Genomic DNA, 13,162 nt, shown 5'->3' on the forward strand with positions numbered 1-13,162 from the left:
ACATCAAGATGATGCGAAGGTGATTCGGGTGTCGCTCCCCGTGCACGTTTTGGAAGGAGCACGATCTTGAGCAGCGAAATCATCAAGGTTCCCGACATTGGCGGTAGTTCCGATGTCGAGATCATCGAGATACCGGTGGCGGTCGGAGATGTCATCTCCGCCGAAGACACCATGATCACTCTTGAGTCCGACAAGGCCAGCATGGATGTGCCGGCACCGAAGGGCGGCAAGGTGGTGAAGATTCTCGTCAAGGAAGGCGACACCGTCTCCGAAGGCGACGACATCCTGGAGCTGGAAGCGGAAGGCGGTGGTGACACCTCCTCTGACGCTTCTGACGAGCAGGAAGCGCCGAAGGAAGAGGCTCCCAAGCAGGAAGCTTCTGAGCAGCAGGCGCCGAAAGAGGCCGCTGCTGCACCGAAGGCCGCTTCCGGTGGTACCCGGACCGTCGACATTGTCGTGCCGGACCTGGGCGACTCCGAGGCCGTGCCGATCATCGAGATGGCGGTCTCCGAAGGCGACGAAGTCGACGCCGAGGATGCGCTGATCACGCTGGAGTCCGACAAGGCCAGCATGGACGTCCCGAGCCCGCACAAGGGCAAGATCGTCAAGCTGACCGTCAAGGAAGGCGACAACGTCGCGTCCGGTGACGTCATCGGTCAGATGGAAATCGCCGGTGAAGGCGGTGACAGTGCGGCGGAATCAGCGCCGGCGGAAGAATCCTCCGCGTCTGCGTCTGCGTCTGCGTCTGAAGAGACCGCCTCTGAAGCGCCGGCTGCCGAAGAAGAGCCGGCCTCCGGTGAGCCGGAGCGCAAGGAATTGCGTGTCCCGGATCTCTCCGGCAGCGACAGCATGCCGATCATCGAGATGGCCGTGGCCGTCGGTGATGAGGTCAACGAGGAAGACGCGCTGATCACGCTGGAATCCGACAAGGCGACCATGGACATCCCGAGCCCCTACAAGGGCAAGGTGGTGGAGCTTTCCGTCAAGGAAGGCGACACCGTGTCCGAGGGCGACCTGATCGGTTACCTCGAGGTCGCCGGTGCCAAGCCTGCGCCGAAGGCTGCCAAGGCGGAGGCTCCGGCCGCGCCCAAGGCAGACAAGGCCGAGCAGAAGTCTGAGCCGACACCGGCCGGTACGCCGAGCCCGGAAGCCCAGATGGCGGCCCACAAGCCGAGCAAGGGTGCCAAGGTCCACGCAGGGCCTGCGGTTCGCCTGCTGGCGCGTGAGTTCGGTGTCGATCTGGCGGACGTCTCCGGCAGCGGTCCGAAGGGCCGTGTGGTGAAGGAAGATGTCCAGGCCTACGTCAAGCAGATGATGCAGAAGGCCAAGTCCGCACCGGCAGCCCCTGCCGCGCAGGCCACCGGCGGTGCCGGTATCCCGCAGGTGCCGGATCAGGACTTCAGCCAGTTCGGTGAGATCGAAGAGTCGAAGATGGGCCGCCTGATGAAGGCGGGTGCCACCAACCTGCATCGCAGCTGGCTCAACGTCCCGCACGTGACCCAGTTCGATGAAGCCGACATCACCGAGCTCGAGGCCTTCCGCAAGTCCATGAAGGCCGAGGCGGAAGCGGCAGGCGCCAAGCTCACGCCGCTGCCGTTCATGATCAAGGCGGCTGCCCACGCGCTGGCCAAGTATCCGCAGTTCAACGTCAGCCTCAAGTCTGACGGCGAGACCCTGGTGCACAAGAAATACGTGCACATCGGTATCGCGGTGGATACGCCGGACGGCCTGATGGTGCCGGTGATCCGCAATGCGGATCAGAAGAGCCTGCTGGAGCTGGCCCGCGAATCCGTGGAGCTGGCCAAGAAGGCGCAGACCAAGAAGCTCAAGCGCGAAGAGATGACCGGTGGTTGTTTCACCATCTCGAGCCTTGGCTCCATTGGCGGTACCGCCTTCACGCCGATCGTCAACACGCCGGAAGTCGCCATCCTGGGTGTCTCCAAGGCGCAGATGAAGCCGGTGTGGGATGGCGCTGCTTTCCAGCCGCGTCTGATGATGCCGCTGTCGCTGTCCTACGATCACCGTGCGGTGAACGGGGCGGATGCAGCACGCTTCACGGCGTATCTGGCTCAGGTGCTGACCGACGTGCGTCGTCTGCTGCTCTGATTCGTACCTTGCATGACAAGGGCAGGTGCCAGATGGCCTGTCGACAGAACGGCCTCCTTCGGGAGGCCGTTTTTTGTGCATGTCCGTTAGCGTGGCAGGGCGGCGACAGCTGTTGCTGCCCTGCACAACATGCGATGCTTCACGCCAACCTGCCGCGATCTGCCGCATCGTGCTGGCACTACCCGGGAAGGCCGGTTCTCGCAACACACAAGGAGCAAGACAATGGAATGGTTGATGGACCCTTCGGCATGGGTGGCTCTGGCGACCCTGACCGCGCTTGAGATCGTGCTGGGCATCGACAACATCATCTTCCTGTCGATTCTGGTCGCGCGCCTGCCCGAGGCTCAGCGCCAACGTGGCCGCATGATCGGTCTCGGCCTGGCGATGGGCATGCGCATCGTGCTGTTGATGTCGTTGTCGTGGCTGATGTCACTGACGACACCGTTGTTCAGCGTGCTGGATTTCAGCTTCTCCGGGCGGGATCTGATCCTGGTCTTCGGGGGGCTGTTCCTGCTCGGCAAGAGCACCCATGAGATCCATGCCAACCTCGAGGGTGAGGACCCGTCGGAAGAGGGCGCGAAGAAGGGCGGTGCCAGCTTCATGGCGATCATGGTCCAGATCGCGTTGATCGATATCGTCTTCTCGCTGGATTCGGTGATCACGGCGGTGGGCATGGTCGACCATCTGACGGTGATGATCATCGCGATCGTCATCTCGGTGGGCATCATGATGGTGGCGGCCAAGCCGATCGGCGATTTCGTCGATCGCCACCCGACCATCAAGATGCTGGCCCTGTCCTTCCTGATCATGGTCGGCATGATGTTGATGGTCGAAGGCTTCGGCGTCCATGTGCCCAAGGGCTACATCTACGTGGCGATGGCCTTCTCGCTGGCGGTGGAAATGCTCAACATCCGGCTGCGCGGCAAGCGGGCCAAGGCGGTGCGGCTGCGTCGCAGCAGCCAGGCGGAAGAGGTCGCCGAGTGAGGTCATGACCCCCAGGCCATGACGCCTGAACCCTGAAATGAGTGGAACCCTGCCATGACGCCCCTGCGACCGAGTGCCGCGGGGGCGTCATGCCATCGTGAGGCTGGATCACGAGGCGCTGCACGCACCGATCGCCTCGTCCGTCATCAATGAGCCAAAACAGTGCCAAGGGGCGTCATGCGCGCCTTTGGTGTGCTTGTGCGATGGCCGTGTGAGCGGTATCGTCAGCCCTTGCGTTGCATAGCGATGACATAATGAGATCGTCAGTGCGTGGAGAGTGTTCGTCACGCCACCAGTCGGTCCGCTTCCTGTTTCATCCTGGTCGCAAGCCGCTCGAGGCCCCGTGGCTGTCTCCTTCACTGTCATGTCGATGGGGAGACACTGCGCAGGTCAGCGCGTGAGCCGAGTCGTCTTGAGCGCTCGGCGGCCAGAGCGCCTCGGATGGCCATCTGCCGTCGAGGGCAGGGCACACAAGCCCGGATGACCCATTTACACCCGTTTCACGCTTTTCATTTGCACACTCAAGGAGCAGTACCGATGCGTTTGATCCTGTTGGGCGCCCCCGGCGCCGGCAAGGGCACTCAGGCCCAGTTCATCTGCGAGCGTTTCAACATCCCGCAGATTTCCACCGGAGACATGTTGCGTGCAGCGGTCAAGGCCGGCAGCGAGCTGGGGCTCAAGGTCAAGGAGATCATGAATACCGGCGGGCTGGTGTCCGACGAGATCATCATCGCTCTGGTCAAGGAACGCATCAGCCAGCCCGACTGCGAGAACGGCTTCCTGTTCGATGGCTTCCCGCGCACCATTCCGCAGGCTGACGCCATGAAGGAAGCGGGCGTGAAGCTGGACCACGTGGTCGAGATCGCCGTGGCGGACGAGGAAATCGTCAAGCGTCTGTCCGGTCGTCGTGTGCACCCGGATTCCGGTCGTGTCTATCACATCGAGTACAACCCGCCGCGCGAGGAAGGCAAGGACGACGTCACTGGCGAAGCCTTGATCCAGCGTGAAGATGACCGTGAAGCCACGGTGCGCAACCGTCTGTCCGTCTACCATGAGCAGACCGAGCCGCTGGTCGAGTACTACTCCAGCTGGTCCGCCACTGGCGATGCCCAGGCACCGGCCTACCATCGCATCGAAGGCATCGGTTCCGTCGATGACATTCGTGCCCAGCTGGTCAGCGCGCTGGAGCAGTGAGTCGCGTTGCCTGAGACGGCATGAGGACTATGGCGCCGTCATGGCCCGCATGATGCGCTCTTTCGGTATCAAGCGCCTTGAAAACGCCCGCAGGCTTTGTCTGCGGGCGTTTTCTTTGGTCGCGAAAGCGAAATGGCGTGTTGCGACAGACCCCTTCTCCAGCGCAGGTTCGCGGCCTGTGGCACGACTGACGCACAGCGCCGACACCTGCCGTGGACACCCTGCGTCTTTTGCTGCTAGCGGGGGACGGGTAGAATCGCGTCACATTTTTCTGATGATGAACCGCCCATGACCACGCTTCTGGCCATTGATGCATCCTCCTCCGCCTGTTCCGTTGCCCTGTGGCAGGACGGCGTTGTTACTGCCGAGCGCTGTGAAGCTCCCCGTCAGCATACCCAGCTGATGATGCCGATGATCGAGACGCTGCTGGCAGACGCCCAGCTGACGTTGAAGGATCTGGACGCGCTGGCCTATGGCCACGGCCCGGGTTCCTTCACGGGCCTGCGCATCGCGGCTGGCACCATCCAGGGACTGGCCTTCGGGCTTGAGGTGCCGGTGATCGGTGTCTCGACCCTGGCGGCGCTGGCGCTGCAGGCCCATCGTCATCACCACGCCCGTTTCGTGTTGCCGATGCTGGATGCCCGCATGGGCGAGCTTTACACCGGCGCCTATCGTGTGGCGACCTCCGCCGAAGGTGAGGTCGAGGTCAGCCAGCTGCTGCCCGAGCAGGTCGTGGCGCCGGGACTCGTGGAGTTGCCCCAGGAGCTTCGTGAGCACGACTGGCTGGCCATCGGTTCCGGGCTGGTCATGCACGATGCGCTGCCGGAAGCCTTGCGCGCCAGCATCGTGCAGCGTCTGGAGGCACCGCAGCCGGATGCCGAGGACATGGTCATCCTGGCGGCGCAGGCCTTTGCGCGCGGCGAGGCAGTCGCTGCCGTCGAGGCGCAGCCTGTCTATCTGCGCAACGAGGTGGCATGGCGCTGATGGCGCCAGGGATCGCCATCCTCTCGCGTCAGTCAGGTGGTCTGCCAAGGCTGCCGTAAGGTTTCAGCATCACACTGCGGCCCCTGATGTCGGTCGCGCATCGGCTGACAGGGAACCGTTCTGTCATCACCGCACCTCGCAGTGCCACAGGCGATGTCTGTCGTCCGTGTGGGCCATTGAGGCCCGTTACTCTTAAAAGGATGTTTCATGGAACTCATGCACGTGGTGGCGTTGGCCGTCATTCAAGGTCTGACCGAATTTCTGCCGATTTCCTCCTCCGCTCACCTGATCCTGCCCTCGCAGGTGCTTGGCTGGCCGGACCAGGGACTGGCCTTCGATGTCGCGGTCCATGTCGGCACTCTGCTGGCTGTGGTGATGGCCTTTCGCAAGGATGTCGTCAATATCCTCGCTGGCTGGTTCGGACAGTTCAGTGGTTCAGGCGGGCTTGCGGCGCGTCAGACCGACGACAGCCGTCTGGGCTGGGCGGTATTGCTGGCGACGCTGCCGGCCGTCGTCTTCGGTGGCCTGTTGGGCGATGTGGTGGAAACGGCCGGGCGTTCGACTGCCGTGATCGGCACGACCACCATCGTCTTCGGTCTGCTGCTGTGGTGGGCGGATGCCAAGGGCACGCGCACGCGGGATCTGGCGACGCTCACGCTCAAGGGGGCGTTGATCATCGGTCTGTTCCAGGCATTGGCACTGATTCCGGGCACCTCGCGTTCGGGCATCACCATCACTGCCGCGCTGCTGCTGGGCTTCGAGCGTCAGAGTGCGGCGCGCTTCTCCTTCCTGCTGTCAATTCCGCTGATTCTCGCGGCGGGCTCACTCAAGGGGCTGGAGCTGATCGAGACCGGCAGTGAAGCCCAGCTGTTCGATGTCGGACTGGGTGTGGTGCTGTCCTTCGTCTCGGCGCTGGTGTGCATCAAGCTGTTCCTCAAGGCCATCGACAGCATCGGCATGTTGCCCTTCGTCATCTACCGTCTGCTGCTGGGCGTGCTGCTGTTCGGCATGCTGTTGCTGTAAGTCGCGTACGGCAGGTTCAGTCTTTCTCCGACGGCGTCGCTCTTGCGGCGCCGTCGGCGTTTCTGTCAGCCTTGCTTGCGCTTATCATGTCGCCTTTGTGCTGGTCTTTCGCGAGTCCCAGCGTCTCTTCATTTCCATAGAGCCCGTTCATGCTGCCATCCGATCCCCTCGCTCCTTCCTCTGACGCCGCTGCCGCGACCCCCGTGATCGCCATCGCTCGTTCGCAGCTGGCGGTGCATCCGGAGCTCGCCATGCTGGCGGCGCACTTCGGGATCGCCATCCGGGACGATGAAGCGTTGCCGGCTCTGCGGCTCGAGGTGGCGCAGGACGAGCAGGGCATACCGCGGGTCGTGATCGCCGGTGACGAGCGCGAGTACGGCAAACCGCTGCATGTGGATTTCGTCGCTGGTCGGGCGGACCACCGCCGGCGTTTCGGCGGGGGACGCAATCAGCTGATCGCGCGGGCCTGTGGCCTGAATCGCGGCGTGCTGCCAAGCATCGTCGATGCCACCGCCGGGCTGGGGCGCGATGCCTTCGTGCTGGCAAGTCTCGGATCGCCGGTGCTGATGATCGAGCGTGTCGCCGCGACGGCGGCGATCCTGGTCGATGGCCTGACCCGCGCGCAGGGCTGTGCAGACGATGAAATACGCGAGATCGCGCTACGCATGCAGGCGCTGCAGGGGGATGCCTCGCGTGATCTGGGAGAGCTCGTCGCGCTGTGGGATCAGCCGCCGCAGGTGGTGCATCTGGATCCGATGTACCCGCACCGTGACAAGTCCGCGCTGGTGAAGAAGGAGATGCGGCTCTTCCGTGCCCTGGCGGGGGATGACGCGGATGCGCCGGCCTTGCTGGATTCGGCACTGGAGGTCGCGACCCATCGGGTGGTGGTCAAGCGTCCGCGCAAGGCTGAGCCGATCGGCGGCATCGCGCCGAGTCATGTGGTGGAGGAGAAGACCAGCCGCTACGACGTCTACGTCAAGCAGGCGCTGCGCTAGCCGCGATGGCCGGGTGATGCACCCTGACGTGCATGACCGCTCTGAAGGTGACAGGACCCCGCTCGCGTCTGCCGCGAGCGGGGTCCTGTCGTTCATGCGAAGGGATGGCGTGGCACCGTTGTCAGCGTGGCTCGTCAGCCGAGTCAGCATTGTCCTCTGGCGTGTCCGGCGTATCGCGCAGGCGCACATGCTGCAAGCGATGGCGCAATGCCGGGTCGAACAGGTCGCGCCCACGGGTCTGCAGGTCTTCCAGCGCTTCGCCGAAGCACAGACGGTTGTCGTCCAGCCAGATGAAGTCCAGCTCCAGCAGGGTATCCAGCAGGCCACGGAACAGTCGCTTGTCGAAGAACTCGGGCGCGTTGAGGCCCGAGAGCAGCGTCAGCCGCTCTGCCAGCGCGCCGGAGTGGGTCTCGAGGGCTTCGCGATCCAGCGTGCCGCTGCCGTGTTGCAGCAAGGCCGCGATCAGCAGGTAGCCGCGCTCCAGCGTCGGCTGGACCGGCTGGGCCAGCAGCCGCAGCTGCTCGGAGGATTCCTGGCTTGCGACCGGACGCGACCAGCGTTCGGGCGTGTTCTCGGTTGCCGGCTGGTGCTCCAGCAGGCCCTCGTCGCTGAGCAGCGCGAGGGTGGCGGCGATATCGCCTTTCAGCTCCGGGGCTTCCGGCACGAACAGTTCACGTACCAGTACGGGCCAGGCCGGGCTGATCTGCTCATCCAGCGCCTGCAGGGTGTACTGGGCGGTGTTGCGGAAGGCGAAGGCGATCAGCGCCGGCAGCGCCAGCAGATGCAGGACGTTGTTGCGGTACCAGGTCAGCAGGCTGGCCTGTTCCGGTGAGGCGATCACCAGCTCACCGAGGTGCTGGGGGCGCAGGGTGACCAGCCCCAGATGCGCGCAGTGCGCGATCCATTCTTCCGGCGTGCCTTCGGGCAGGCTGTGGTCCTGCCGGCCAGGCAGCTTGCCGGCCAGCCGCACCAGCATGGCCAGCTGGCGCTGCATCAGGCTGGACTCGATGGCGTGGTGTGCGGTGGAAAGCAGTACCAGCGCCGACAGCGAGACAGGGTTGAGGGCCGCGGCGGCATTGATGCGCGTGGCGATCTCGTTGCCCAGTCGCGGCACGGCACTGGTCAGCCATTCCGGACGCCGCTGGTGGCGACTGGCCTGCCACTCGGGAGTGGTCTCGTCCAGCCAGGCCCCCAGCTTGAGCGGCTCGCCAATGTTGAGATAGACCTTGCCGAAGGGCTGCTTGAGCTGCCCCAGCACGCGAATCAGATCCAGCGGCGACTCCTTCTTCTTGCTGGCGCCCGACAGTTCACGCTGATAGCTGAGGCTCTCGAAGACCTTCTCGTAGCCGATGTAGACCGGGACGAAGGCGACCTCGCGGCGCGTGTCACGCAGGAAGGAACGTAGCGTCATCGCCAGCATGCCCGGACGTGGCGGCAACATGCGGCCCGTGCGTGAGCGTCCACCCTCGATGAAGTATTCCACCGGGTGCCCGCGGGTGATCAGCTGGTGGACATATTCATCGAAGACCGCGCCATAGAGGCGATTGTCACGGAAGCTGCGGCGCAGGAAGAAGGCGCCGCCACGCCGGAGGATCGGGCCAATCACCGGCATGTCGAGATTCTTGCCGGCTGCCACGTGCGGCGTCATCAGCCCTTCGTGGAACAGCACGTAGGACAGCAGCAGATAATCGATATGGCTGCGATGGCAGGGCACATAGATCAGCTCGCAGTCCCCGGCGATCGCCTTGACGCGCGACATGCCGCGGATCTCGATGCCGTCATACAGCTTGTGCCACAAGCGCTTGAGGGCGTGAGCCAGGAAGCGCTGCACGGGATAGCCCATGTTGGAGGCGATCTCGCGGCCGTATCTCAACGCGCGCTTCTCGAGACGCGCGGGACGCTGGTTCTGGTCGCGGGCCAGCTCGCTGATCACGTCCTGTACGGCGGGCGCCTTCTGCAGATTGCGGATCATGGTGTGGCGATGCGAGAGGTCCGGCCCCAGCAGTCGGGTGCGCACGCGACGAAAGTGCACGCGCAGCAGACGAGCGATGCGCCGGCGCGCCAGCGCCTGATCCTCGGGACCTTCGCGCAGCACCTCGTGGAGCTTGAGCGGCTGGCCGAAGTGCACATCCACCGAGCGACCATGCACGAGGATGGCGATGGCGCGACGCAATACCCCGGTGACACGCCAGCTGTCAGCGGAGATGAACTTCCAGAAGCCGAATTCCTTGCCCGGCGCACGCCCCCAGAACACGCTGACCGGTACCAGCTGGACCTCGACCTCATCCGGGGCGTTCTCCAGTGCCTCGATCAGCTGCGCGAGTCGTCGGGAGAGCAGGCCCTTGCCCTTGCGTGAGTGACGCAGCAGGCGCAACCGCGAGTGACTCAGGCGCATGTCGCCTATGCTCAAGGGCAGAGTGGGAGACGGCAGGCCACGCCCCTCGCAAAGCTGCTCGATCACCAGTTCATCGGAGAGCGCCTGATAGGGGAAGACGTAGACCACCGGCAGGTCGGGGTCGAGATTCAGGGCACTGTGGTCCAGCGCGTTGATGTCGGGTTCCACCGCGCGCAGCTCCACCCATTTGTCCAGCAGACGGCGGCTGAGGTTGCGCAGAGGGCGCAATAACAGGGTGACGGGCGACATGGCGGAGCCTCGCAGGTGTACTCGAAAAGTTCGATGGTGAGACGCTGTCACAAGCAGGATCGTTTGCGTTGACTCACAGGATGCGGGAGTGGCGATCCGAGGATATCGGCGTTGGGTCGCCGCATGCATGATATTGATCATTATACGCATTCTGTTCGATGACGCCGATATCGGCTGTCATTGCCCAGTGCGGGAGCGACGGGAGGCATGCCATGCTCGGAATGTGGCGTTCAGGCAATCGATTTACCCTGCTGCCGGAGGGGGCGCGCTTTCTGCCCAGCATGCTGGAGGCGGTGGAAGGCGCACGTCACTCGATACTGCTCGAACTGTATCTGGCCGAAAGCGGTCACCTCAGTCGGGTCCTGATCGAGGCTTTGAGCGCTGCGTGCCAGCGTGGCGTCAATGTACTGGTGCTGCTGGATGGTTTCGGCTCGCTGGGGCTCGAGGGGGCGGATCGCCAGCGCATGACCGAGGCCGGCATCGCCCTGCGCTTCTACAACCCGATTCGCTGGTGGCGGTTCGGTCGCAACCTGACGCGGGATCACCGCAAGCTGCTGGTCGTGGATGGCGAGGTGGGCTTCACCGGCGGTTTCGGCGCGGTCGATGAGTTTGCCGAGGCCTGGTCAGAAGTGGCGATACGCATCGAGGGGCCCTGTATCCGTGACTGGGTCAGGCTGTTCGCGCAGGTCTGGGATTCCGCTGCCAGCGAGGGGCAGGGGCGTCGTGAGGCCGTGCGCAGCGTCAACATCAATGCGGTCAACGTCGTCACGGGATATCAGGGGATGCGCGGGCGTGTCGTCTGGGGCCATGGATTTCGTTATCAGGCGATTCGCCACTCGCTCCAGCATCAGGCCAGCAGCACCCGCAAGCGGCTGTGGATCTGCACGCCTTACTTCGTGCCGACCTTCAGCATGCGTCGACGCCTCAAGCGGGCGGCTCGGCGCGGCGTCGATGTGCAGCTGTTGATCGCGGGACAGCATCACGACCATCCCGGCGTGCGTTCTGCAGGACAGCGTTTCTATGCGAGTCTCCTCAAGGCGGGCGTGCGGATCCATGAATTCCAGCCGCGCTTTCTGCATGCCAAGTTCTCGCTGGCGGATGACTGGGTCACGCTGGGGTCATGCAACTTCGATCACTGGAGCCTGCAATGGAATCTGGAGGCCAATCAGGAGGTGCAGGACCATCGCTTCGCGGCGGAGGTGGCGGCGCTGTTCGAGCAGCATTTCGCGCGCAGCGTCGAGATCACCCGGGCTGCCTGGCAGCGACGCTCTCTGGCGCAACGCTGTCGCGAGTGGGGCTATGGCACCCTGGATAGCCTGGTGACGCGGCTGCGCTAGCCAGTTCACGGATGTCAGACACTGCTTCGTGGCACGACAACGCCGGACGACCCCAAGGGGCGTCCGGCGTTGTCGTGTCTGGCGCTGCGCGGCGCAAAGAGGGGGATGGCGGGGGCTCAGCGCTTCTTGCCGCCACCCTTGCCAGCAGGCTTCTTCGCGCCGCCCTTGCCACTGCCCTTGCCGCCCGCATGCTTGCCACGCGGAATGCCCGCGGCGCCCGGCGTTGCGGCTCCCTTGCGGCGCGGTGATGGCTTGGGGCTTTCCGGCGGCACGCGATAGAGCAGGTAGAGATCCAGCAGCAGTTCCGGCAGCTGGTTGACGAAGCGCTGGGCACCGACGGGGTCGGCGATCAGCTCGCCGATCTCCGGGTCTTCATCGTCGAATACGCCCGAGATGGCCATGAAGGGCAGCAGCAGCTCGGCCGCGGTCTCTTCCTGGGTCCCGAACCAGGCTTCCTCGTCCATGAAGACACCTTCCATGAAGCCTGCACACCAGTCACCGATCGGCGTCTCGACGGGGTCGAGGCCACCGAGTTCCAGCTCGAACAGCAGCTCAGGCAGGATGCCGTGCTCGAGGGCGTCGATGGCATTGGCGCGCATCTGCTCGAACAGCGCGACCACCTGGGCTTCCTGCTCGGGGCTTTCATAGGCGGGCTGTCCCTGGAACAGCTCCGGCAGCCACAGGCTGGAAGGCACTTCGCGTGGTGCGATGGCCAGTGCCAGCATGAAGCCATGCGCGCTGATGATGTCGAGGGCTTCCGGGCCGACCAGGTCGGATTCAAGGAACTCATCGAGGATGTCGAGGGATTCATCATCCAGCAACGGCTGGGTCTGGACAGGCTCGGCCATGGGGAAGGTCTCACATGCGGGATAGAAGTCGGGCAGGGCGTCGCGGCCACTGCGAATGTGGCTAGTGTATCATCTCGTGGCAAGGGTTTTCGTCGCCACGACAGCCCCTGAATCGTCGAATTCTCCACTTTCTTCAGCGGTTGCCGTTCACCTCGATCGTCTGGCATCAAGGGGTCGTCTCATGTCTTGTTCCCGTGTCGCGCACGCCGTGGATGGCAGTGTCGTCAGTCGATATCGCTTTCCCGTCGACCATGTACTGGCGTGTCTCGGTGATGCGGTCGCCGACCCCCTGCCGTTGGCCGATGAGCAGACACTGGATGCCCTCAGCGAGCCGCAACTGCATGCCATGCTGCAATCCCGTGTGCTGGCCTGTCTGGCGCGCGCACGTGCGCACTATCCCGAGATGCGCATGCCCGCCGTGTCCTGTCGTCTCAGAGGACGCACTGCCGGGACAGCCGAACCGGCGCGCCAGCGCCTGCGCTTCAACTGGCAATTGCTGTGCGAGAACCGCCATCACTTCCTGAGCCAGACCGTCCCTCATGAGGTGGCGCACTGGGTGGTGATGGTAGTGGTGGAGCGCGCGCGCGGCCAGCGGGTCAAGCCGCATGGCCCGGAGTGGCAGCAGGTCATGACGAATCTCTATGGTGTCGCACCTGAGGTGACCCACCGCATGGATGTTTCCCGCGCGAGTCCGATGCCCTGGGCCTACGGATGCGATTGCGAGACACCGCACTATCTGAGTCATCGTCGACATGCCAATGCGCTTCGTGGGCAGCGTTACCGATGCCGGCAGTGCGGGAAAGCGCTCAAGGGGCCATTGAGCGATTCCTGATGCCTGCCATCGCCTTCCGTGCTGTCCTGCCTCCCGTTTTCAATGCCGCCGTGGCGCGCTCAGTCCCTCTGGAGTGCGGGTTTTCTGCGGCGAAAGTCGCTGTGACCTTGGTGTTATTTGTTGATAAATAGTTGAAATTATTGGGAAAAAATTGTCTACCAAGGTCTAGTGTGTGGCCCCCCCATGCTTGGGTTTAAGCTGAAACGGACTAGCCA

At 63.9% G+C, this 13,162-nt stretch carries 10 protein-coding genes; 8 read left to right on the plus strand and 2 right to left on the minus strand.

Going from position 1 to position 13,162, the window contains the following annotated elements:
- Positions 1-66 precede the first annotated feature (66 nt).
- From aceF to PJK54_RS15810, 6 genes are all read left to right on the plus strand, one after another.
- On the plus strand, positions 67-2,106 hold the full coding sequence (gene aceF / locus PJK54_RS15785) for a pyruvate dehydrogenase complex dihydrolipoyllysine-residue acetyltransferase (protein ID WP_271303327.1): 2,040 nt from the start codon (positions 67-69) through the stop codon (positions 2,104-2,106).
- A 222-nt stretch (positions 2,107-2,328) separates the two neighbouring features.
- Positions 2,329-3,090, plus strand: coding sequence for a TerC family protein (locus tag PJK54_RS15790; protein ID WP_271303328.1), 762 nt, complete (start codon positions 2,329-2,331; stop codon positions 3,088-3,090).
- Between the two features lie 537 nt (positions 3,091-3,627).
- Positions 3,628-4,284 carry an adenylate kinase gene (gene adk / locus PJK54_RS15795; protein WP_077380142.1) on the plus strand — a complete coding sequence of 219 codons (657 nt, stop codon included), beginning with the start codon at positions 3,628-3,630 and terminating at the stop codon, positions 4,282-4,284.
- 288 nt (positions 4,285-4,572) lie between these two features.
- On the plus strand, positions 4,573-5,268 hold the full coding sequence (gene tsaB, locus PJK54_RS15800) for a tRNA (adenosine(37)-N6)-threonylcarbamoyltransferase complex dimerization subunit type 1 TsaB (protein WP_077380140.1): 696 nt from the start codon (positions 4,573-4,575) through the stop codon (positions 5,266-5,268).
- Positions 5,269-5,475: 207 nt separating this feature from the next.
- Positions 5,476-6,291: an undecaprenyl-diphosphate phosphatase gene (locus PJK54_RS15805; RefSeq protein WP_077380138.1), complete on the plus strand. Its 816-nt coding sequence runs from the start codon at positions 5,476-5,478 to the stop codon at positions 6,289-6,291.
- 251 nt (positions 6,292-6,542) lie between these two features.
- Complete coding sequence (locus PJK54_RS15810; RefSeq protein WP_271303360.1) at positions 6,543-7,286, plus strand: class I SAM-dependent methyltransferase; 744 nt, start codon at positions 6,543-6,545, stop codon at positions 7,284-7,286.
- Between the two features lie 121 nt (positions 7,287-7,407).
- On the opposite strand, the gene plsB is transcribed toward PJK54_RS15810, so the two are convergent.
- Positions 7,408-9,930 carry a glycerol-3-phosphate 1-O-acyltransferase PlsB gene (gene plsB / locus PJK54_RS15815; protein WP_271303329.1) on the minus strand — a complete coding sequence of 841 codons (2,523 nt, stop codon included), beginning with the start codon at positions 9,928-9,930 and terminating at the stop codon, positions 7,408-7,410.
- 212 nt (positions 9,931-10,142) lie between these two features.
- Between plsB and PJK54_RS15820 the strand changes: the two genes are divergently transcribed.
- Complete coding sequence (locus tag PJK54_RS15820; protein ID WP_271303330.1) at positions 10,143-11,267, plus strand: phospholipase D-like domain-containing protein; 1,125 nt, start codon at positions 10,143-10,145, stop codon at positions 11,265-11,267.
- 116 nt (positions 11,268-11,383) lie between these two features.
- Here PJK54_RS15820 and PJK54_RS15825 read toward each other — a convergent pair whose 3' ends face one another.
- Positions 11,384-12,115, minus strand: coding sequence for a YecA/YgfB family protein (locus PJK54_RS15825; RefSeq protein ID WP_077380132.1), 732 nt, complete (start codon positions 12,113-12,115; stop codon positions 11,384-11,386).
- A gap of 181 nt (positions 12,116-12,296) precedes the next feature.
- On the opposite strand from PJK54_RS15825, the gene PJK54_RS15830 reads away from it, so the two are divergent.
- Entirely contained in the window at positions 12,297-12,947 is a 651-nt protein-coding gene (locus PJK54_RS15830; protein WP_271303331.1) for a SprT family zinc-dependent metalloprotease, read from the plus strand.
- Positions 12,948-13,162: the final 215 nt, after the last annotated feature.

The organism is Cobetia sp. MMG027, assembly GCF_027947415.1.
GTDB classification, from domain to species: Bacteria; Pseudomonadota; Gammaproteobacteria; order Pseudomonadales; family Halomonadaceae; genus Cobetia; species Cobetia marina.